The organism is Mucilaginibacter sp., from assembly GCF_028288205.1.
Taxonomy (GTDB): domain Bacteria; phylum Bacteroidota; class Bacteroidia; order Sphingobacteriales; family Sphingobacteriaceae; genus Mucilaginibacter.
Map to the genome: position 1 here is coordinate 1 of NZ_JAQBOD010000056.1, position 21,098 is coordinate 21,098.

The window sequence follows — 21,098 nt, forward strand, 5'->3', positions numbered from 1 at the left end:
AAATTGTACATTTGTTTGAGCATGGTTTATGCGTCGCGCCATTTCATTTTCCAAGATGCGAGGGGCGCTTCGCGGTTCATTAATAGTTTAATTATTGTTAACGTAGTCCAGGCTTAAAGCCAGGTCGTCGACGAACATCGATTTCCTGGCTTTGTAATTAACTGGTAACAGATCTTAGGCTTTACTTCATTACTATGACCCTCCTCCCTTCCATTTTAAAATGAACGGTTTTTGTTGCTTCAAGGGCTTGTAACACCTGGCTTATGTTCTTATAGCGGGAAATTTTGCCATTCAATCCACCAATAGGAGCGTTATCGTTATACTGCACATCGATATGGTACCAGCGTGATAGCTTACGCATAATGCTTTGAATGTCTTCATCGTTAAAGCGGAAATAGCCATTTTTCCAGGCAAGTGCTTCTTCAACATTCGCCTCGCCAACTGTTAAGTTTCCATTCTTTAAAAGGGACTGTTGACCAGGGGTTAAGAATTTTGTTTTGCCGAAGAGATCAGAGACCTTTACGCTTCCCTCGGCCAAAGTCGTTTTTACAGCAGGTTCATCCGGGTACGCGTTGATGTTAAAGTGTGTGCCCAATACCTCTACGTTCTGTTTATCCGTTTTTACTATAAAAGGATGTAATCTGTCCTTTGCCACCTCAAAGTATGCCTCACCGCTTAATTGAACCAGGCGATCTTTTTGCTTCCCAAACATGGCAGGATAGCTAAACGAAGACGCCGAATTTAGCCAGACTTTACTGCCATCGGGCAGTATCACCTGCCATTGACCGCCCTTAGGCGTAGAAATATTGTTGGTTTGATTAGGGTGGGCATTATCAATATTACCCGAAACCTTATAGGTGATTTGCCCACTGGTTGTTTTATAGATTTGTATCCCTGACTGTATGGCTAGCTGACCATTTACAGCACCACGCAAATTGATCTTCTTACCATTGGAAAGCGTAAGGATTGCTGTGTTGGTACCGGGAGTGATGTCTTTTGTATAACTGATCGGTACGGACTTTCCAGAGAACAGCGACACCTTAAGGGCCACAGTTATGACCAAGCCTATGGAAATAGCGGCAACCGCTAGCCATATGCCATTTTTTATAAAATCAGGATGGTTGCCGGGCAACTCTCTGAAAATTCTATTTCCAATTGCTTTTATTCTTCCTGGTGTAATATCTAAATCATGCTCATTGAACTGCAGATACCAGGCTTCTAACAAAGCCTTTTCCTCTTCAGTACATTTACCGTCGTGATACTTTTTGAACAGTTTTTTAAGTTCGTCCTTTTCCATGATTAAGATTGAGAACAATCAATTTTAATACAAGACAGCTATTTCATTTGAAAAGGAAGAGGTGAAGAATAAATTTATGAGTGGGCGAATGATGGGACATTATTAATCGGACACTATTTTATAATTCCTGATTCCTATCTTTAGCACAATTAAAATTCATGGAAGATCAGGAATACGCCGAGCACATATTTTCAATTATTGCCAATGTCAGGGCGGATATCGCTATAAAAAAAGATCTCGAAACCCATTATCTGGAGGCTTTGAATGCATTAAGTATCATTAATGAAAAGGCGGATGAAGCGGCGAGGAATAACCAAAACAAATCGACGATATTGTTCAAAGTTGTGGGGTATGAACTATACCGGCTTAAAGACGAAATGATAAAAGCCATTACGGACAAGCAAGGCAAAGAATAAAAAGGAATACCCAATGATACTATTCTTGGCTATAAGGTAAGTTGCCAGGTTCTTATTCTATAATTCCGGTTATAATTTAAACAGGAAATAGATATACATGACAACCCCTAATTTGGTTCTTAATATCCTAAGTGCATTATTAACTTGCTTAGAAACATTGTTCTCTGAAACATCAAGCCTTTCTGCTATTTCCTTGTGCGAAAGATTCTCTTTCCTGCTCATTTCAAATATTTGCCTCATCTTTGCCGGGAGCGCCTGTATTTCTTTCTCAATAAAAGCTTTAAGATCATTCTCCCTGACAAGGTGATCAGTTGGAACACTGGCGTGAGTGCTTAAATAATTTTCGAGTGAAGCGATATATCTTGATTGAACTTGCTGATGGGCAAAGAGGTTGAATATCTTGTTTCTTACTGCGGTATATAGATACCCGGCAAGATTAGATTTGGGCAAGTCATCCACTCTTCTGAACCACAGCGTTGCAAACAGATCCTGGATTAGGTCTTTTGCCTGGTCTTCATTCCGCATTTTTTTATAAGCATGAACATACATCAGGTAGAAGTAGCGTTTATATATTTCGGTGTAGGCGGTATGGTTCGACTCTTTAAGAAGTTGGACAAGTTCATCGTCAGGAAGCGCTTTACAATCGGGCATCTCGGGTCACGTTATCTTACTCCCTGCATATTTCTAATATTTGAGAGTAAGTATAGATTAGACCCTAAGTTATTTGATTATAAGACAAACAAACTGTAATTTTGGTTGACTTTAAATGAAATTTGGTTGACTTTTATTATCTTTACTTATACAACAATTTAATGCAATGCAAACTAAAACCAATCACATAGGAAGGAATATTAGCAGGGTCCGCAGCCTTAGAGGAATTAAACAGGAAGCGCTAGCTGCGGATTTGAAAAAAAGCCAGACAGAGATATCTACTTTAGAGCAATTAGCGGAAATTGATGAAGAGTTACTTGAAAAAATAGCGCTTGCGCTCAATGTTACGCCGGATGTCTTAAAGAACTTTGACGAATCGGCTGCGTTTTATACGATTAACAATAACGTAGAAAATAATACCTTTAATGAGTCTTCGGTCGCAATTCAACAAGAATTTAATCCAGTTGATAAGATAATTGAACTTTATGAAAGGTTACTTGCAAGTGAAAGGGAGAAATTGACACTTTTCAAAAAAGAAAAACATAATTAATATATAGCACAAGCATTACTTGAATGGAAACTATAACAAATATCTTGTCGCTTCATATAGGACGCAAAGTGGAGCGGGTTCGTAAATTAAGAGGCTTAACTCAGGGGCAACTTGGAGAGAGGCTTGGTGGAATCAGCAAACAAGCAGTGTCTAAGATAGAACAAAGCGAAGATATCGATGATAATAGACTCAAAGATATTGCTGAAGCTTTAGACGTAACTTTTGATGGGCTTAAAAGTTTTAACGAGGAAAGGGTCCTGTATAATACCATTAATTTTTATGAGAATAGCGGGGTCACTGCCACGTCAATAAGTGCTAATGTTGAAAATATCAATAACCCGCTCGAAAAAACCATAGAGCTTTACGAGAGGCTGCTTGCGATTGAAAGACAGAAATTTGAGGAGTCGCAGAAAAAGTAATCAACAAATTATGCCTTTTTTTGAGTCGCAGGTTATTTTGAATATCCTAATGACAGAACTCGGCCTATTTTTAACCAAGAGCTCGGTAAATAGGTCAAAAATTACTTGACGAATCGGGATAAGGTAAGGCCCGAATAACACAACTGTCGAATAACTCCAGAACAAAATTAACTGCAGAAGAGCTTTTATAAGATTGCCTTATCAATTAGCATTAAACCTCGTGATTACTAACGGAGGTTGGTGGCTCTGTAACGCTACCTGAACAGTAAGAATTTTGGCGTTGCCTTTGGCCAGGCTTTTAGTTACAAGTCCTCCAAATAATTGTAAGAATTTGACTTCGACAGATTGTATTTTGCAACTATCGCCAATATTTATAATCGGAATCGTATTCAACCTTCCTGTAAACCGTTTTCTTCTCTGGCAACTCGATGTTTATACGGATTTCAAAAGCGTTTCCATTTTGGGCGGAGAGATGAGCGTACTCATTAAGTATTCTTGTTAAAAGTTCATTATACAATGAATAGATAATTATTGTTTCATGAAAGATATCTATCCATTGGTTAAACGGGATTCCCCTTAACTGAGCTGACATATCGTCTTTTACATAATTATTTAGTGTAATGTGCCGTCCATTAATTATATACTGGGAATGGGCAATGGCATTTCTTATTTGAGTTTTGAAAGCACTTTTAAATGAATTATATAATACTGGTAATTTATGTTCAAATTGGTCTCTGATTAATTTACGTATAATTTCATCCCTGTTACCTGTCGCCGTTTTATCACGGTTAGATTCCTTTATTTTAAAGTGCCAGTTATACGCTTGCCCATTGGATACCAATGCCAATTCGTAAAAAGTTTTAATAAAAGCATCGGCCTCCCATATTTTCAAGTAAATCAGCATTTCAGTTTGGACAGATATACTTTCAAGGGCTTCTAATCGACGCACTTCTGTCAGCCGGTCGGAATTAAAACTTACCTCGCCCAAATACTCATTCATGTTTTGGTTGGAGATATTATTTGTAACATAATGCCCGATGAACGAATGATGGGTATTTTCTGAATGGCCTTCCATATCTGGGCCCATCATATACGGACTTAATTTCTCGGGTATATTATTCCATCCAAATACTTCGGGGTTATAGAACCCATTTTGATGAACTAAAAGCAAATCACCTGGGTGTGTTTGATTTGCAAATGCCGTTTTATACAACTTATCAAATTGTGGTTTTAGCAGACGATATTTTTCGTTCAGGATTTCTTGAAATAACATTATTATGCTCTTTATTTATTAGAAATTAACATTGTTTTAAGATTTTGATGGCTTTGCTTTACTAATCTTCCATAATAAAAAACAAGGATTGTCCTTTAATTTGTCCTCTTCACTTTGAAATCTATTTCTGAAGCTAATATTCTAATGCACCCCGCCATTGCAAAATTGAAAGAACGTTGCCTTATGGGAAGCCAAGTTAAGAAAATCAAAGTTTTAGATCGTCAATTACTTTTTTTGGCTGCTTTTTCCCCAGCAGCTTCTCCTTTTGCTGCTTTGCTTGTTTTTAGTTATTGCTTTTGCTCGTTTAGTTTTATATTGATCAACCTTTATAGGTACATTATTGAAAATATGTTTTCTCAAAATTTCCAACAATAAATTTATTGCCTGAATTTCGCTTTTAAACTTATAATAACGTTAATTATGATAAATGAGATTGACTACGAATACAAAAATGAATCGGGTGTAAAATCACTTAATCTAATGCTAAAGGCTAAAGACCTAGCTAAAATAAAATTGTACTTAATCTTCGGCGTGACCGCAATAGTACTTACCATTGTGGTTGTTTATTTTTCTTTAAAACATTTAATAATATTGTCTATGCTTACTATTCTATTACCTTTTTGGTATTTTGTAATGAAAGCTGAAAAATTACACAACGAAGCTCTAAAAAAATTGCTTAGGGATAAGCTTGCTGAAAGTTTTACAATTAAGTTAAGCATTGAAAAATTCAATAAGTTGAGCCTTAAAAAGATTCTTGAAAAAAAAGGAATCACTTCCCTGGAATCCGTCCTTCTATTACAAGCGCAGCTGGACAAAGTCAAACAGGATTCTAAAAAAGAATTAAAAACCTTCAATATAGTCTCGCTTTCAATAATTATTACCCTTATTATTTTTTATTTTAATTTATTAACTAAGGATGTGAAGCTGAATGATAGAGAAATTAACGAGATTGCCATCTTTTTAATATTAATAGTTATATTATCTCTAATAACCCGCAAAATTTTTACTGGTTGGTATGATTTATTTTATCGTGGTCGTTATTATCGATTGAAAGAAATCTCAGAGTTGTTAGGAGATATTGCAATTGATAAAAACATTGCAATTAAATAAGATAAAATGGTTGCGGTCGTTGTTTTCTTATATAAGATTCGTTCCGCGGCAGTAAAAGCCACTTTAAACAGGAAATCAATAAGATAAGTAGTTAAGCTGAAAATACTTTATTATCAACCTGCTTATATATATAATTTAATTAATGCCATCACCCTCGGGAATATTACCATGTCTTTCCTTTAACATGGACTCCGCTTGCTTTTTATTGATTTCCTGGATAAACCATTTATCTAAATATTTCTTAAAAGTTTCAAAAGGCACTTTTTAAAAATGATCCATGATGCCAGTTAGTGTGCTAAACCCTGGTTCTAAGGAATGTTGGTCAGCATCCATATTTAATTAATTTGAAAATAAAATTAATTAAACAGTTTCGATTTTCTTAACATTTGGAAAGAAAACCTTTCCAAATTCAATTACATTATATCATTAAAAGAAACAGATGTACATTAAATCTTTATAAGTGTTTAGGATTTAGAAATTAATGACGGAGTTAGGATTATTTTTAGCAAAACGTTCAGTTAACAAGGCCGAAATTTCCCGCCGCACAGGCATTAGCAAACCCCGCTTAAGCCAACTCTCAAATAACAAAACCAGCAAAGTTACTGCTCAGGAACTCTATAAAATTGCATTGTCGATAATATCGCTCCCTGTGAATTATTAAATGGAGTCTGTAAAGACATTACGTTATCAACCGTTTAAAACTACTAATATTACTACTGCAAACTTTTCAAAATATGCCATTGGTAACAATAAACCAATGAAAAATCATTTCTCTGCCTCCTAGCCAACGATTTGTCCATCGTTTTCAATATCTCATCAATTCCCTCCTGAGAAGTAATATCCAAACCCGTAAAGGCACCACCGTTATAAACCGTATGCAGAATAGTATAATAAATACCGCCAACTAATAACGCTGCAATGGCTCTGAAGTTGACCTTACCATTTCCAAAGTGTTCATCAGTTAATTCAAGAAATTTATATCACATACTTTCCCTTGCGTTATGAATACTTCTCATCAAAGCATCATCTAAATAAGCTTTATAACGTAAATATTCAATTAACTCCACTTTTTGACTATTATTTAATTCCTTGTACAATATAACTGCGCTATTCCTGAAATTTATGAATTTTATATACCAGCCATTTCGTTCTTCGGAATTGAGCAAACATTCATCTGTTAACAATTGAATAAGACCAACGATAACATTGTAACCTAATCCCTTATAAATAGGATGGTTATCAAAAAAATCGTTTCTTTTCATTTCGTGAATATGGCTGTATCCAGGTAGTCATTACTGCGCATGAATAAATTGGGCTATCAGACACAAAAATAATTTTTAACCATATAGATGCCATTATTCAGGGTTACCTATATATCCCGAAAAACTACCTATATATCCCGAAAAAACAATAATTGAAAAGGAAAAGCCGGAAAACAAAGCTGTGGAGGCCGGTTAATAATTATTATCCTTAAACGTCAATAATTCCTTAGGCTCAACTTCCAGCGCTTTGGCTAGTTCGGCAAGGGAAAGAAGCGTTATATTTTGTTTCCCGCTCTCATAACGTTGAATATCTGCATATTCAACATTGCATAACAGGGCCATTTTTCTTAAGGTCAGGTTTTTAGACTGTCTTAAAGTTTTAAGACGTTTTCCGAATTGCATTAATATTCCTCTATCTAAATCGCTAACCATTTTCTCTTTTGATGATTAGGAAAATTGAAATAATAATATATAAAAACCGTTGTGATATATCACAACAAAACCTAACTTTGATAAATGCATTAATTCAGCAATGCTAGAGAGCTGATTTCAAACAATGATTTTTGAAATATGAATAAAGGTCAACCTCTTTTAGAAAAATTAGAAGAACTGTTTATTGATGAACCGCTGAATCCTGCCGAGGAAGAGCTTTTTAAATGGTTCTTATTTGCCTACACAGGAAAGGGGAGTGGTATAATGGATTTGGATATTTTAAAATTTAAGCTATTTAAAGACAAGCTCGCTATTTTAGTTGACGCCGTTTACCAATGGCATCAGGATCAAAGGACAGGGAAAGTCAAATAGAATATTAGCTATACGTTTTTTTAAAAAAATAAGTGACCTTTATGATAATTTGCATCAGGAATTTGATGTGTAGAATACTAAGTTTCTATTCATTTGACAAAACGGTTCCTGCCCTTAAACTATCATTCCGCTGCGCGGTAATAACAAAGTATTCTTTTTTGTGTCTAAGGGTGAAGATTATATACGCTTGTTTCCAAAAACCTATACCCAATATTTTTAAAGTTTTGGAATGTGCCTGAATTACTGCGGAATCTGTTACAACACGCCTTTGGGTTAAACAGCTTTTACTTCTTTATCCTCCCAGCTGCGAATAAATTCAGGTTCGGTAAGCGCAACCAGTCCGGCAACCGGGTCGACTAAATAATAGGTTTGATTTTTAATTTTATATAGCACTACAAAATGAAATCGCCGCCAATGCAAAACGCAGGGCAATTTCGCCTCTTTTAGCTGATTTGGACTTACTTTTACCCCTAATGACCTAAACCCGATCTTTTCGGCAGCAACACTGATCTATAGCAAGGACACACCTTGCCAGTTTATCTCACAAAGATTGCTCAGGGTTCTCTACTTATGATTATGGCCGTTATGCTTCGCTATCATGCGGAGGCAGGTCGGGCCGAAATCATCGATTGCATCATGTTGTTTATAAAAAGATAACATTTTTCTTAAAATAGGTTTTAAGGTTAAAAAGGCAAAATAATAGTCTTTATTGAAACAGTACTACAATTGTTAATGGTGCATTTGCTGTTTTGGCGTATTTTTTAGTTTGGTAATGGAATTCTGGGACGTGTAGTATCTTTCTAAAAAAAGATATATAACGAGTTCACATTTTCGTTGGTTATTTATGAATAATCTATTCATAAACATATGCAAATAGCTACCTAGTAAATCGTAAAGTTTTAAATCAGCTCCATTAAGTTTGAACTTAATATTTTCGATTACAGGCTTATTCATTTTTGATCTGTTTTGAAAAACGCTAACAGCTTCTTCTATTTCATTGATTATATCATTAGCTTCGTCCATATGTGAAAAAATCATCTTTTGGTTTTGCCGATATTTCTCGTTTAGCTGCTTTTGCAATTGAGGACTTTCGCCAAATTCTTTAAAGTAGGACAAAAACATCTGCTTTAAGAGCGCAGCTTTATTTACTAGCGTTAATTGAAAGTCATCTAATAGCATATCTATACCCCGTAGCGCGAACAACATTCGATATTGTTCGGAACTTTCATCTTCTAGAAGTGAAATAAATTTCAGAACGGCAACGCTGTCATTGTAAAAAATTGATTCAGATTCATTGATGAGATCCGGGCCATATCTTTCTAATTCCCTTGAATAAGTATCTAACACGATTTTTTCCACCACATTGTCGGCGACAAGTTTTTGAAAAATAGCTATGAATTTTATCTGAAGAGCGGATTGTTTGTTTGAGTCCACGTTTAGAAATCGAATTCTTATGTGATTGCTTTGATCTGAAAATCGAATAAAGAAAAATTTTTTAAAGGCTTTGACTTCATGCTTATTTATAAATGTTAAGATATTTTCTTTGAGTATAATTTCGGCAGTGGCCGGACCACAATATATCTTAAAATACAGCCATTCACTACTTGGAATAAATTTTCTTTTTGCAATATTTTTGCTAATTTGATTCTGGAAACCCGGACCATTTAAATTATTACTTAGCTTAAATGGCACTATTAGTTCATTTATGAAAGGCAAATTATTTACGTCATTGATTATACAGTTTTCCTCTGTATACAAAAATTCTTCAATAACAATAGATTTATGCCTATGGAGATAGTGGAGAAATAGCTCAATACCAATCGTATTTTCAAAATCTATAAGCAATTTATTATCAGATTCAACATAAGTCACTTTTTTGGGGATGTGTATTTTTGATCTGAATACCGAAAAATAGTCAAGATGATAACTTTTATTTTCTGGCATATCTGATATATCATCTAAGTCTACTTTCCACCGGGCCTTTTTAATAACTAAGTTTTTGTAAATTACCTTAGGTAAATGCTTAATGGCTGAAAGCGTATCCCAATCCCAAAAATTTATATTCGTTTTTCCTTGATATTGGAGATCTCCCAGAAATCTGTAAATAGGCAGCGACATTTGCGAATAATTATGTGCCGTCGTAAGTCTGGGGATAATGCGCTTATTGTGATTTTTGCTCCGCAAAATTATTTCATTGTTACGAACGCTTATCATAATATCATTAATGGGTATCTGGCTTTTTTTATCAATGCCGGAGCCTCCAACGTAAGGAATCTCATAATCTCCTAAAATTGGGCGAAGTAAAATGTTACTTATTCTTGCCTGAGGAAGATGAACAAATTCAGCAAATATTGCTTCAGGATATTCCTTTTCTTCTTCCTTTAATATATTTTTTGTAAGCGCGCAAAGTTGAGGATCTCCGTGACTAAATCGCGCTAGCAGCTTTGCAGGAGATTGCGCAGCAATGCCTAAAATATCAAATTTGAACTTTTCTGTAGATAGAAGGGAGTCTTTTTTTAATAAACTTCCCATAAGATATAATGTACGCGGTTGCCTGTATACCTTTGTCTGCTTGCTTTTAAATTTTAATAACTCATCTTTTGTTAGCTCAATTTCGGCATCATTATTTTCGAGAAATTGCAAATATTTTGACAAGATAAATTGCTGTTTGTGATCTATCTGGCTGCTTACCAAATTGTCTTTGCCTGTTATCAATAAATCGTCTATTAGTTTATTTCCGCCAGAAGTAGATTGATTTATTTCTGCGTAGCCAATGCCTATGTCAGCATCGAGAGCAATAGACAATTCAATTTCTTCCCGATCATACTTGTTTATGAAGTTATTTTTAAAAGTCTCCAGGAAGGCATTTTTTTGAGGACCTGAAAATATTAACAAATCTTGAATTTGAAGGCCAATTTCCTTTAAAATTTTTGCGTCTATATTATTTTTTTTTAGTGAAACAAATAGATCCGTTTGCAAAGTATTCTTAGGTATTTGGATCGGTAAGCGCAATTTCCTTAAATAATTTTCAATTTCTTTGTAACATTCAATACCTGCCTTTGGCTGTCTTATTATTTTTTGAATAGACTTAAATGTGCTGATAATATGCTGTATCCCTTTAAATAACTCCAGTTGTGCAATTAGCCTATCTAATGGTTCTTCTCCTGTTATATTTGGTTCAAGCTCGGAAACCAATAACTGAGATTTGTACATATCCGAAATAAAATCAACAGCTTCATTTTCTTCGACTTTTTCGGACACAACCAATAAGTCGACCAATGATTTTATTTTAGCTCCTGTCGATGCAAATTTCAAAACAGCCTTAATGTATTTGCTTTTTCTTATCGAGTTCAGCGAATAACTTCTTAGATTATTTTCAATTGTATATTCGACATACCTATAACTAGCAGATAATTCATATATGCTGTTATTGGGATAAACCTTTATCTGTTCCTTAATAGGTGGTAATTTCAATAAGGCATTGATAATTTCAGTGACATAGTTCATGTCGATTCTTATATGCCTCACATGCTCATTCATTTGTCCCAAAATTATGCTGGTTTCGTCATCTGTTACGTTAACCAGAGCACATCCTGCAAATGTTCCATAAGGAGTACATCTGCTAGCAGACCGAATGCAATATTTAGAAAGAGATAAATGAACTTTACTTTTTTCCCGTTTTGAAATGTCGCCTGTTTTTTTTAATTCCTCATAAAACTCCGGTGAAGACAAATAAATACCTTCTTCAAAAAGTTCGGACAACCCATTGGAAAATTCATAGGCATTTTTAAGACTCTGTAAAGGTGTTCGGAGTAGAACTTGTTGGAATGATTCGATCATGAATTTAAAAGCTAGATTTTTTTAATGCCGTATTTCAAGTATGTTAATTCAATTCAAACTCTCGCGATAATAATAGTAATGTTTCCATTCTTTTTTTGAAGCTTAGCGATTGATCACAGAAGATGAACTCGTTGATAGAAGATTTCTCTTTTATTTCAAGTATTCGATCTTTGAATAAAGCTGGGCAGCCAACCATATATTTGGTGCTGTTCTGGCTATTTCGTAGTCCTAAATTATTAAATGTCCGTCGCGCGTTTTTGCTATCCTTTTCACAAATTCCTGAGAATGCGATGGTTATTTTTGGTGCTGTTTTATTTTTCAAAATGTATCTCTCTCTAAAATCAACTATTCTATCTCTCTCAAAAACATCCGGTTCGTTGCTATGGAATACAGATTTACATAAGTTCATCTTTTTCTGAAGGCATTCTTCGATCCCATTGAATGAATTACTTAGCTTCCAAATTCGGGGATTCGCTCCGTGAAAAGGTGGAATTAATAATTTTTCGGATCTTAATAATTCATCAGCATTGCCTAAATATTTTAGGAGTTCATTAACTTTTGAATCAAAACTTTCTCTATAAGTGTTATCGAGAGTAATATTGCTTAATAATTTTTGTACAATATGAAGATGCGTCGGAGCATTTGCCAAGCCCAAGTCTATACGTCCAGGGAATATACTTTCCAATAATTTAAAATTCAAAGCAATTCTGTAAGGAGAATGTGCTGCTAGCAGTATTCCAGCTAATCCAATGCTGATTTTATTAGTGCGACCAGCAAGGAGTGGAATTAACATTTCAGGATTGCTCCATGCTTGGCCACTATTATGATGTTCACTCAGCCAGTAACAAAAAAAACCAAGTTCGTCAGCTAGCGAAGAATATTCAAAGACATCAGTTAGTATTTTTATACCAGAAGCACTTTTCGCCCTGTAACCAAAATCCAGAATTCCCATTTTAATTTTTTGCATATTTTTTACCATAAGACTAATTAAGCATAAAGATGTAATCCCAGGTAAAATCATTAAATATGTAACTTATCAATGCTAGTCCGATACCAGCTGCTCCATCTATGATTCCATTTTCATACCGATATCCGGTTGAAAGATTAACATATTTTTGATATCCCTTGTCCCATTCCGTATTATCAATTATTTGGACAGTCTTTAATATCCAAAAATCACAAGCCTCTTTAAAAATTGGAAGATTGGTATTATGCCAAAGTCTATTATAAATGTGTGCAATACCTGCAGTTCCATGGCAAATTCCTCCGTCCATAACCTTGGTTTCTTCAAAACATCTCCGTTTAGTAGTGCTTGTTAAAATTTGTAAAGCAAAAGTTGAAATTTCGAAATCGTTAAATGCCATTCCAGCTTGATATATGATATATCCTAACCCTAAATCTCCATAACACCATCCAATTCGGCTAACGTAATCAACGTTTCCATTTTCTGTTAAATGATCGGGGAAATAGCACTTTGAAATATCAATATTTATATGGTTTTTTAAATATTTGACAATAATCATCGCGAGGGATCTAGCTCGATCACAGCAAATATTTTCGCGGTAACATTGCAAACAAAGTTTTAAAATACTTGGGATGCCATGAGATAATCCCAGGTTAACTTCGTTTGGTATTATTGAATATGCTTCCAAATCGAATCGTGGAATTATTGCTTTTTGAGAACTCTTTTCAACTAAGACCTCCAGGCCATCGAAAAAACTATTAAAAAAAACTTCCCGACTGTAACATTTAGAATAAATAAGATAATATGCTATTCCTGTGGCGCCATGAAGAAAGTCATAATTACCATGTTTCAACATGGCTGACGCGCTATCTTCAAGCTGCTGGTCATCGTCACATAGAAAATCCCGATCCTCTTTAGCAATAATTTCATTATAAAAAAGATAAGTAAAAAACCAATTTATACCTGCCTTGCCCGTGCAAAGACTGGGATGCATTTCAATCAAGGATTTGTCAGCAAGCTGCTGAATACAATGATCAATTTTATCACTTGACTCATTATATTCAAAGTATTTGAAATACAGGTAATCAAACAGTGTTAGACCACATTTGCCTGCCATAAGCGAAATGTTTTCTGAGTTATCATTTTTCAGTGATCTGTTTATTTTATATAAAGCATTATATATTTTCTCTTTCACTTTTAATGGATTTTAAATAAATCATATCGAGATCATGCTGTTACCAATTTTAAATAGTTAAAATGCACACTAAAAGTTGTAAGAAAAGAAAGGACAAAGCTTTGCAAATTGTCCTTCTTTAAGTTGTAATTCAATCTCTCGTCTCTTAAATATTGAACCAAATCACAACCACTCACTGGATTGTCTTCAAAATATAATAATAACATTCTCCAGTCATTAATCACTTCTGCTTTTAAGTTATTAGGGGACGATAATGTGAGTAATACAATGTCATTTTCTAGCTGAGTATTATTTTTCCTGGTCATAATCTTGTTTAATTCGCTTATCAAAATGTGCTCTGGATACTTGAAGTTGACAGAAGCAATGGCGACTGAATTTATATTTAAAGCAAACTTATAGTTTAAGAACTCCGGTATACTTGAATTGTACAACGCGTTTAATAGGGTAGTATCATTTGCCTTTAAATTGATTTTATTCGAAATTTTTGTTGTCAAATAGTGAAATTTTTCAAATTGATAGATATCATTTAGCGATAAAATTGATCTGTTTTTATTTGTTTTAACAAGCAAATCTTCAATAATATCAAACAGATCTTCGTAAGACCCAGGTGGATATTCTATTCCCATATCATTGAGAATAGCTTTAGAGCAGGAAAAGACCGGTTGAAAGTTATTTTTATCAACGTGAGTTGAGTCCCTTGCAATCCCATAACTTTTTTTTTCTTTGTATAATGATAAAATATGCTTGTGGATTTGTGGAAACTCATAATGTAATCGTGAGGAAAGTTGCGAACAAATGATTTGACTTTTTTTTGCCAATCCAATAACGTGTACATAAGTTTTAGATATAGGAATGAGATTGAATTGAATCATAGAAGAATATGAATTGGTTCCAGCTACATTTTCTTCCTCAAATAGTACGTCCACATTAAAATTATGATATTTTGAATAACAATAGAAAAAGAATTGTTCAACAAAATTCATGTCTCTACCAGTTAACTTTATTTCTTTATTTTGATCTAGAAATTTATGTAACTCATTAACATATTGTTTAAAAAAAATCGAATTCTGCCCCCCTACTATTCCCATATTGTACGCATCTATTCTTCCGGTTTTCTTAAACGATTCTATTGGTTCTTTAAAAAAAACAGGTAGATGGACCCTGTTCTCTACTAAGAGTTTTAGTGTTTCAATATAGATATTGCCCGATAAATTGCCCGTTATGTCAAATTCTATATTCTGACTAAAAAGTTTACTACTTAAAAACTTGATGGGAAAAGGCTTCCATATATATACATCTCCATCGGCATGAAGAAATGGAAAATTCTGAGTGGAAAGCGCTGTTAATTTTGCCAAAGCCCAAAGTGATGGGTTAAAGCCAGTCTCTACTGAAATTGTATGAACGTTTGAATAAGGCAAGCCAACTTTATTTATCAGCCAATCGGATCCGTCGGAATCTACGTAAATTTCAACCTCTTTATAAAATTGCTTGAATTTGAGGCAACTCATTGCCCAACTCATTGCATGATATTTTTCATTTAACCAACCTCCATTCTTTCTACCAAAATTATCATCATGGGAATTTTTTTTAGAAGGTAAAGTCCAAAATGATTGGATTATTTTCATTAAATAAATCAGGAGGTTTTAATTAATAACATGAATTCAGTGAAATTTAAACGGTATTACAGCTTGGCTTCTTGTTTTAAAATTTAAATGCTTCAGAATTATTCTAACGTTCCCAATGGCTACATCCATTGAGAACGTTAAAATTAAATGCTGCCATTAACAGTTACATGTTCCGCAGACTGTCCACATGTAAGAGCCTGTCGGACATCCTGCAAGTGTCCCTGTAGCGGGAAGGGTACCGCCACCACATGCATTAATAGCACAACTTTGGTATCCTCCTTCTGAAGCACCACCAATAACCTGCATCATGTCTTGCATGCTAAGATTACTTACCTTACTCTTCATCAACTGAAGCTTTTTAAGCTTCAAACCGTCTTTGTCGAAATTAATCTTTTTCATCTTTTTCCTACTTTTTTAAAAAGTATTAAAATTTAAGTTTTCCTCACCTGTCTTCGCCATGGATTGGTTGTTCAGCGTTGTATGTTTAAAGTGTAATACAAAATCCACTCGCTTAATTATTTTTCTTTGGGTTTATAAAGCTCCATTCCCGCAGTTGTTGGCCAAACAAAATTTTGAATATGATATGTCTCTTCAAGGCTACTTAACATTAAACTCATAATCTGTATAAATAACATCGTTATTTGCAACTCCTTCTACTATGATGTCAAATGGCCCTTTTATGTCGTTTGTGTAAAAACTGAGATTTATTTCTGCTGTTGAATTAATATTGCATGAATGTTTCCAGAAAATGGTTGACTGATATGCGATCTGTGAAGGGTCTGCCTTTGAGTAATCCTCTTTGTAAAACTCTTTACTGTACCACACCCCATTTAACGTTAATCTTGACGGATATACTTTCGGAGTACCGCAGCCTAAATAAATTATTGAGTCTACGCCTATTCCTTGGACATACCTTGTTGAAATGTACCTGGTAAAACTTGTATTGTCACCATTTGAATATTGTAGGTAACCTTTGCCTACAATTGGAGGATGATTAGTAGTCTCATGGGGATGGAATGGACAATTGAGAACATTAAACCTGCAAACATAATCACCACATTGATTTGTGCCTAACGGCGGAGCCACGCTTATAAACTGATCCCTTTGACCTTTTATCACAACATTTTTTAAATTAATGGTGTGCTCAAGTGCCCCAACAATTAATGTGTTAGAACTTTCCTTATTTGAGATGTCGTCTGAATAATTAGAAGGATTGAATTGGTTGATCAATAGCCGATCTAACTCATCAAAGGATTTATCAATTGATATCTTATAATTACTATTATTATCATTTAATATTAGGTGGATCTTCACGTTTTCTGCAGTAATTAGATTGTTATTTTCCAATACGAAAGAACCTGTTTTGTCAGTAGTAATAATGTTAGTTAAGGAGTCAGTTTTTACCATGATATTGATGGGTCTCTTCAATAATTTGTTATTTTCCTTGATCTCCCCTTTAAACCCTATTAGGTTACAGTGCTCCAATGTGTCTTGCGCAGTTGTTCCAAGCATCGCAGCCCATGTAAATCTTCTCCATCCCTTGATCAATAGGACACTTTCCAGGTAAGCTTTATCCTCCATAGTTCGTCCCATGTACTTATCTTTTATAGGGATCGTTTCTAATTCGTGTTTTAGGTAAACATAACTCTCTATGTCATTCGCTTTTCTTATTTGTTTTCGATTGCTTTGGACACAGGCAATTGAAACTATACCTTTTATTGGAATAGTTGATAAAGAGTTGATCTTTAACCTTAGGTTTACTTTTTCCCTGCTGCCATATACTGATTTGTCTGTAGATATAGTTAACGGTATTCGCCTGTCGTAGTGGGCAAAAAATAATCTTTCAGATAGTGGTCTTGCCAAGCTATCCAAAATTGTTATCGCGTTTAAGCCCTTTGGTACTTCTGATAAGTTTATCAAAACCCTTTTTCCTGCTGCCCCAACTTGAACTGGAAAAGAGAAAAAAACTGCCTTGTAATTGTGAATGAGCACAAAGAATTTACCGGGGTACTTACTAACTATCCTTGCTTGAAGAGTGTCATTGGCGACTGCATTATTTACACTAATTACCGGGCCCTTGAGTAATATAGGAGGCAGTAAATAAACTGAATCGCTACTGTATCCTAAAAGGCTGACTTTGTACGTATTTCCAAATAAAGGAATTAACTTAAACTCCCCCATTCCAAAACTGTCTGTAGAGATAGTATCTATAGGTCGTTTATTTTCATAGATTACGGCGGTTACTTTTATGGGCTTTCCACCAGCATTTTTTGCTTCCCAACCAACTTTACTTGGAGTCGAATACACTAAACTTCCGCCTTCCGGGTAGAATTTTAAATTAATTTTGCCGAAAGAAGCAGGAAATAGCAATTCTATATTTCTAAATTCTTTCCGATATTTTACATTTACTTCCAAGATACTTTCTTCTTTTGCAATTTGGTCAGCAGGAATCGAGAATAAATACTCCCCATTTTTATTGGTCTTTACTTTACCCGAGTAAACAGAGTGGCCATGATTCGTAATGGAATAATTGATACTGGCGTCAGATAAGGGCTTACCGTCATTTGTCGAAGCCTTAAACTGGACTTTTCTATATGGGGTTAACAGATTTGCTGAAGTATCAAGAAGTCGTAAGTTTGCCAGCAGGGACGGTTGTGAAGTTGCTTTGATCGTTATCGGCTGTGTGAATATATCATGTGGTCTTCCGTTTAATATTTCATTCGTATAAATCAAAAAACTAAAATCTCCCGGCGGAACAGAGTCTGGTATAATAACATGCCCGAAGGAAAGACCATTTGTCATTAAAAACCTGTGTTCAAGTACGATTGACCGGTCATGATCGTTTATCAGGATTACTGATAATATGGTTGGGTTATTTACTTTCTTATTGGCATTTAATAAATAGGCAGTAAACCATACATCTTCATTATTTACATAAACTACTTTATCAAAATGAGTAAATAATATTGACGACGATAAACTTTTGCCGTACAATATGACTTTTTTAATTAATGAGTCATTAAGGGTCTTGTGAATCTGACCGAAAACATTTAAATGACCCAATTGTAATGTCATAACGAAGATTATGAATAAGAAAAATCGCTTTTTCATATATTTAGTTTGACTGCGTTAATTCCATATATTACTGCAAAATAAAAAAAGCATACCTTGCTCCAGGTAATCTGTCAATAGCGTTGCTGTTTTTAAGGTGAGGTAGGTATTGCAATGCCTATCATGCCGCCTAGCAAAGTACCTGCACCTGGGTTATTATATTTCCAATGCTCGTAAAATGTCACTCATAGCCGACATGCTCAGATAATCGAGATGATTTTCTAATTCGGTGTCAATCAATTCCGGATTAATCGTTTTCGATAATTTTTTTAACAGCTTATGTGTTACCGAGTTAGGACTAGGTTGGTTAATAAATGAAAACATAGATTACGGAGATAAAATATCTTAACGGTTTATTTTCGTAAGTTAAGAATTTACTCAAAGCATTTTAATTTATTACTCCAAACGCATAATTTGGGGCGACAAAATGCAGTATACCAGATACGTATTTACTTTTTGTATTTATTTTTTTAATGATATCTAATTTATTTTGAACAACTTACCCCGTAAAAAATGATAAGAAATTGAAATGTTTAACTTTATTTGTTCCTGCAATACAAAAATTGCTAGACCTTCGCCTGCAATTATAAAATCAACAATTTTAGTTTATGCTGATTTCTAAATGCCGGATGTCTGTAACAAGGACATACAGTCCACATTTGTAGACTATTTATACTTTTCATTGTACTAGTTTGACTTTTGTCTTTTTTAAGATAGGCCTTAAAACAAAAAGCCCCATGCTTGATACATGAGGCTTAATTGAGAAATATTAGATTTAGTCGTCTAAACTATTATCCATTGTTGGAATAGCCGAACTTAGACGTCGACTTCCTGGCTTCAATTATGTTGTGGTATAATACAACAAAATTGTTACATGTAAATGACTGTTTAATTTGATAAAATTAAACCAAAAAAGAAAGGCCAGGCATCGCGCCGGGCTTTTCTTACCTAAACTTTATCACAAAGCACATAGATGTGCTTAGATTTTTAAATATACTTTAATTTATCAATTTACAAATACATACTTTTAAGTCAGAGTAATTTGATAAGTAAGGGATTACATCATAACAGAATTTCAAATTAAAGCTATTAAGAAAGTTACCAAATGCATAAAGTTACTAAAGTGGATATGCTGATATTGACCACCTGATTCATGGATAGGTTAACACCCGATTCCACTGCAAATTACTAAAGCTTTATGTGATGTAAAATCATCACTTTAGCTGAAGCCGTTTCTTACACTAGTCAAAAATAAAAATTCCCTTTCTGACAATGTACTCTTAGTATCTACATAAACTGTTCATGAGAATGTCTTAATCAAACCATGCCCATCAATACTGCTTGAAACAATACATTGTGAGAATATGAATGCCTTAATCTGTTAATTAATATCACGCTAATCATTCTTATTCAGAAACTTATATTTTATTTTAGGGGTATCCCTCAATAACCCCAAAGCCTACCGCAGCTCTCCCTTCATTTGTATCAACAACCAGGCGTAGTCTGGACATATAAATGAATTTATTATGACTGCATTAGATTTAATCACTAAAGAAGACCTCGAACAGTTTAAAAGCGAGCTGTTTGGCGAGTTAAAAAAGTTTGGAATCAGTCCAGGCTCTGGACAGCCAGCCAAACAATGGCTGAAAAGTGCCGAAGTACGCAGGCTGCTGAATATTTCCGCGGGTACACTACAGAATCTTCGTATTAATGGTACGCTTCGCTACACGAAAATGGGCAGCATCCTATATTATAAACAGGAGGACATTTCCAAAATCCTTAATGATAATTTGTCTTAACCGCAGCCTTATGAAACTGTCTTATCCGTTAGATCATTTTCTGAAAAATGCGGAGGGTGACGACCGGTTGCTCCCCACACACATTAGCCTGTTTATAGCCATGTTTTATTATAGGCCTGACGATGCCGGAGGGGATTACTTTCAGGTGAGCCGGAAAAAACTGATGCGGTTTTCGCGCATCAAATCCGTTGCTACATATCACAAGTGCATCCGCGAACTGGTCGCTTATGGCTATATCATTTATCAGCCAACCTATGATCCCTACCGGGCAAGCAAAGTTTCCTTAAATGTCAATTCATCAAGAACATGAAAAAAACGACTGTAATGAGTTTTAACGCTGCTTTAGAAGCAGGTTGTGAACCCCGAAATTATTCCTGGTTAACGGAGGATATTCCGATAGGAGATTACGAAGTGAGGCTGGATTTTATGATCTGGTCAAAAAAGCAAGTAGCTGTTGACTGTTATTTTACAACGATTGACGACGACAAGCAAATCAGGCTGACGGCTTACCGCAACAAATCGCCGGATTACATGGCAGGTGAAACTACAGTACGCCATCTGCCTTTTGGCAGTATCCTACTGGTAACAGTTGGTCTAAACGGCGCGGGTAACCCCAGGTGGGTAAACGCTGCTGTCGCAGGTAGTAAAACCCCTCCCGATTAGTAGGTCACCGGCCCCGGCGGGCCAGGCCTTTTCTTTTTTTAAACCGCGTCCTTTTTTTTCAAAAAAGGAGCGAGCGGAAGTTGGGCAGAGCCCTACTTTGCTCGCCATTTGCCCTGCAA

The 21,098-nt window shown here is 34.9% G+C and carries 22 protein-coding genes; 10 read left to right on the top strand and 12 right to left on the bottom strand.

Annotated features, from left to right (window positions below; translation table 11 throughout):
• Positions 1–181: 181 nt before the first annotated feature.
• On the bottom strand, positions 182–1,297 hold the full coding sequence (locus tag JWR23_RS12875; protein WP_299516557.1) for a FecR family protein: 1,116 nt from the start codon (positions 1,295–1,297) through the stop codon (positions 182–184).
• A 158-nt stretch (positions 1,298–1,455) separates the two neighbouring features.
• On the opposite strand from JWR23_RS12875, the gene JWR23_RS12880 reads away from it, so the two are divergent.
• Positions 1,456–1,713 (top strand): hypothetical protein, encoded by a 258-nt coding sequence (locus tag JWR23_RS12880; protein WP_299516558.1) that lies wholly within the window; start codon positions 1,456–1,458, stop codon positions 1,711–1,713.
• 69 nt (positions 1,714–1,782) lie between these two features.
• Here JWR23_RS12880 and JWR23_RS12885 read toward each other — a convergent pair whose 3' ends face one another.
• Positions 1,783–2,364 carry an RNA polymerase sigma factor gene (locus JWR23_RS12885; protein WP_299516559.1) on the bottom strand — a complete coding sequence of 194 codons (582 nt, stop codon included), beginning with the start codon at positions 2,362–2,364 and terminating at the stop codon, positions 1,783–1,785.
• A 166-nt stretch (positions 2,365–2,530) separates the two neighbouring features.
• Here JWR23_RS12885 and JWR23_RS12890 point away from each other — a divergent pair, with 166 nt between their 5' ends.
• Entirely contained in the window at positions 2,531–2,914 is a 384-nt protein-coding gene (locus tag JWR23_RS12890) for a helix-turn-helix transcriptional regulator (protein ID WP_299516560.1), read from the top strand.
• 23 nt (positions 2,915–2,937) lie between these two features.
• On the top strand, positions 2,938–3,333 hold the full coding sequence (locus JWR23_RS12895) for a helix-turn-helix transcriptional regulator (RefSeq protein WP_299516561.1): 396 nt from the start codon (positions 2,938–2,940) through the stop codon (positions 3,331–3,333).
• Positions 3,334–3,691: 358 nt separating this feature from the next.
• Here the strand turns inward: JWR23_RS12895 and JWR23_RS12900 are convergent, their stop codons facing one another.
• Positions 3,692–4,606, bottom strand: coding sequence for a hypothetical protein (locus JWR23_RS12900; protein WP_299516562.1), 915 nt, complete (start codon positions 4,604–4,606; stop codon positions 3,692–3,694).
• Between the two features lie 114 nt (positions 4,607–4,720).
• On the opposite strand from JWR23_RS12900, the gene JWR23_RS12905 reads away from it, so the two are divergent.
• The 3 genes from JWR23_RS12905 (at position 4,721) to JWR23_RS12915 (ending at position 6,377) form a co-directional block, all read left to right on the top strand.
• The gene (locus tag JWR23_RS12905) at positions 4,721–4,981 is read left to right on the top strand and encodes a hypothetical protein (RefSeq protein WP_299516563.1); all 261 of its coding nucleotides are present in this window, start codon (positions 4,721–4,723) and stop codon (positions 4,979–4,981) included.
• A 45-nt stretch (positions 4,982–5,026) separates the two neighbouring features.
• On the top strand, positions 5,027–5,716 hold the full coding sequence (locus JWR23_RS12910) for a hypothetical protein (RefSeq protein ID WP_299516564.1): 690 nt from the start codon (positions 5,027–5,029) through the stop codon (positions 5,714–5,716).
• A 481-nt stretch (positions 5,717–6,197) separates the two neighbouring features.
• Entirely contained in the window at positions 6,198–6,377 is a 180-nt protein-coding gene (locus JWR23_RS12915) for a helix-turn-helix transcriptional regulator (RefSeq protein ID WP_299516565.1), read from the top strand.
• A 319-nt stretch (positions 6,378–6,696) separates the two neighbouring features.
• Here JWR23_RS12915 and JWR23_RS12920 read toward each other — a convergent pair whose 3' ends face one another.
• Both JWR23_RS12920 and JWR23_RS12925 read right to left on the bottom strand, forming a co-directional pair.
• Positions 6,697–6,978: a hypothetical protein gene (locus tag JWR23_RS12920; RefSeq protein ID WP_299516566.1), complete on the bottom strand. Its 282-nt coding sequence runs from the start codon at positions 6,976–6,978 to the stop codon at positions 6,697–6,699.
• A gap of 192 nt (positions 6,979–7,170) precedes the next feature.
• The gene (locus tag JWR23_RS12925; RefSeq protein WP_299516567.1) at positions 7,171–7,410 is read right to left on the bottom strand and encodes a helix-turn-helix transcriptional regulator; all 240 of its coding nucleotides are present in this window, start codon (positions 7,408–7,410) and stop codon (positions 7,171–7,173) included.
• Positions 7,411–7,548: 138 nt separating this feature from the next.
• Here JWR23_RS12925 and JWR23_RS12930 point away from each other — a divergent pair, with 138 nt between their 5' ends.
• Positions 7,549–7,782, top strand: a complete 234-nt coding sequence (locus tag JWR23_RS12930) for a hypothetical protein (protein ID WP_299516568.1) — start codon at positions 7,549–7,551, stop codon at positions 7,780–7,782.
• A 273-nt stretch (positions 7,783–8,055) separates the two neighbouring features.
• On the opposite strand, the gene JWR23_RS12935 is transcribed toward JWR23_RS12930, so the two are convergent.
• From JWR23_RS12935 to JWR23_RS12965, 7 genes are all read right to left on the bottom strand, one after another.
• On the bottom strand, positions 8,056–8,292 hold the full coding sequence (locus tag JWR23_RS12935; protein WP_299516758.1) for a cysteine peptidase family C39 domain-containing protein: 237 nt from the start codon (positions 8,290–8,292) through the stop codon (positions 8,056–8,058).
• Between the two features lie 219 nt (positions 8,293–8,511).
• Complete coding sequence (locus tag JWR23_RS12940) at positions 8,512–11,622, bottom strand: lantibiotic dehydratase (RefSeq protein ID WP_299516569.1); 3,111 nt, start codon at positions 11,620–11,622, stop codon at positions 8,512–8,514.
• A gap of 43 nt (positions 11,623–11,665) precedes the next feature.
• Entirely contained in the window at positions 11,666–12,589 is a 924-nt protein-coding gene (locus JWR23_RS12945) for an LLM class flavin-dependent oxidoreductase (protein WP_299516570.1), read from the bottom strand.
• Positions 12,590–12,605: 16 nt separating this feature from the next.
• Positions 12,606–13,781: a lanthionine synthetase LanC family protein gene (locus tag JWR23_RS12950; protein WP_299516571.1), complete on the bottom strand. Its 1,176-nt coding sequence runs from the start codon at positions 13,779–13,781 to the stop codon at positions 12,606–12,608.
• Between the two features lie 32 nt (positions 13,782–13,813).
• Entirely contained in the window at positions 13,814–15,406 is a 1,593-nt protein-coding gene (locus tag JWR23_RS12955; protein ID WP_299516572.1) for a DUF6734 family protein, read from the bottom strand.
• 156 nt (positions 15,407–15,562) lie between these two features.
• On the bottom strand, positions 15,563–15,805 hold the full coding sequence (locus JWR23_RS12960; RefSeq protein WP_299516573.1) for a class I lanthipeptide: 243 nt from the start codon (positions 15,803–15,805) through the stop codon (positions 15,563–15,565).
• A 198-nt stretch (positions 15,806–16,003) separates the two neighbouring features.
• Positions 16,004–18,517 (bottom strand): hypothetical protein, encoded by a 2,514-nt coding sequence (locus JWR23_RS12965; RefSeq protein WP_299516574.1) that lies wholly within the window; start codon positions 18,515–18,517, stop codon positions 16,004–16,006.
• 1,526 nt (positions 18,518–20,043) lie between these two features.
• Here JWR23_RS12965 and JWR23_RS12970 point away from each other — a divergent pair.
• Genes JWR23_RS12970 through JWR23_RS12980 form a run of 3 tightly spaced genes read left to right on the top strand, consistent with a single transcriptional unit; the run spans position 20,044 to position 20,979 of the window.
• Positions 20,044–20,316 (top strand): helix-turn-helix domain-containing protein, encoded by a 273-nt coding sequence (locus JWR23_RS12970; RefSeq protein WP_299516575.1) that lies wholly within the window; start codon positions 20,044–20,046, stop codon positions 20,314–20,316.
• A 10-nt stretch (positions 20,317–20,326) separates the two neighbouring features.
• Positions 20,327–20,626: a hypothetical protein gene (locus JWR23_RS12975; RefSeq protein WP_299516576.1), complete on the top strand. Its 300-nt coding sequence runs from the start codon at positions 20,327–20,329 to the stop codon at positions 20,624–20,626.
• A complete protein-coding gene (locus JWR23_RS12980; RefSeq protein WP_299516577.1) occupies positions 20,623–20,979 on the top strand; it encodes a hypothetical protein in 357 nt (118 codons plus the stop codon). The genes JWR23_RS12975 and JWR23_RS12980 overlap by 4 nt, the downstream gene beginning before the upstream one ends.
• Positions 20,980–21,098 lie beyond the last annotated feature (119 nt).

Bases quoted from the DNA above. Each gene is read 5' to 3' on its own strand.
- JWR23_RS12875 (WP_299516557.1), bottom strand. From the start codon at position 1,297: ATGGAAAAGGACGAACTTAAAAAACTGTTCAAAAAGTATCACGACGGT.
- JWR23_RS12880 (WP_299516558.1), top strand. From the start codon at position 1,456: ATGGAAGATCAGGAATACGCCGAGCACATATTTTCAATTATTGCCAAT.
- JWR23_RS12885 (WP_299516559.1), bottom strand. From the start codon at position 2,364: ATGCCCGATTGTAAAGCGCTTCCTGACGATGAACTTGTCCAACTTCTT.
- JWR23_RS12890 (WP_299516560.1), top strand. From the start codon at position 2,531: ATGCAAACTAAAACCAATCACATAGGAAGGAATATTAGCAGGGTCCGC.
- JWR23_RS12895 (WP_299516561.1), top strand. From the start codon at position 2,938: ATGGAAACTATAACAAATATCTTGTCGCTTCATATAGGACGCAAAGTG.
- JWR23_RS12900 (WP_299516562.1), bottom strand. From the start codon at position 4,606: ATGTTATTTCAAGAAATCCTGAACGAAAAATATCGTCTGCTAAAACCA.
- JWR23_RS12910 (WP_299516564.1), top strand. From the start codon at position 5,027: ATGATAAATGAGATTGACTACGAATACAAAAATGAATCGGGTGTAAAA.
- JWR23_RS12915 (WP_299516565.1), top strand. From the start codon at position 6,198: ATGACGGAGTTAGGATTATTTTTAGCAAAACGTTCAGTTAACAAGGCC.
- JWR23_RS12920 (WP_299516566.1), bottom strand. From the start codon at position 6,978: ATGAAAAGAAACGATTTTTTTGATAACCATCCTATTTATAAGGGATTA.
- JWR23_RS12925 (WP_299516567.1), bottom strand. From the start codon at position 7,410: ATGGTTAGCGATTTAGATAGAGGAATATTAATGCAATTCGGAAAACGT.
- JWR23_RS12930 (WP_299516568.1), top strand. From the start codon at position 7,549: ATGAATAAAGGTCAACCTCTTTTAGAAAAATTAGAAGAACTGTTTATT.
- JWR23_RS12940 (WP_299516569.1), bottom strand. From the start codon at position 11,622: ATGATCGAATCATTCCAACAAGTTCTACTCCGAACACCTTTACAGAGT.
- JWR23_RS12945 (WP_299516570.1), bottom strand. From the start codon at position 12,589: ATGCAAAAAATTAAAATGGGAATTCTGGATTTTGGTTACAGGGCGAAA.
- JWR23_RS12955 (WP_299516572.1), bottom strand. From the start codon at position 15,406: ATGAAAATAATCCAATCATTTTGGACTTTACCTTCTAAAAAAAATTCC.
- JWR23_RS12960 (WP_299516573.1), bottom strand. From the start codon at position 15,805: ATGAAAAAGATTAATTTCGACAAAGACGGTTTGAAGCTTAAAAAGCTT.
- JWR23_RS12965 (WP_299516574.1), bottom strand. From the start codon at position 18,517: ATGAAAAAGCGATTTTTCTTATTCATAATCTTCGTTATGACATTACAA.
- JWR23_RS12970 (WP_299516575.1), top strand. From the start codon at position 20,044: ATGACTGCATTAGATTTAATCACTAAAGAAGACCTCGAACAGTTTAAA.
- JWR23_RS12975 (WP_299516576.1), top strand. From the start codon at position 20,327: ATGAAACTGTCTTATCCGTTAGATCATTTTCTGAAAAATGCGGAGGGT.
- JWR23_RS12980 (WP_299516577.1), top strand. From the start codon at position 20,623: ATGAAAAAAACGACTGTAATGAGTTTTAACGCTGCTTTAGAAGCAGGT.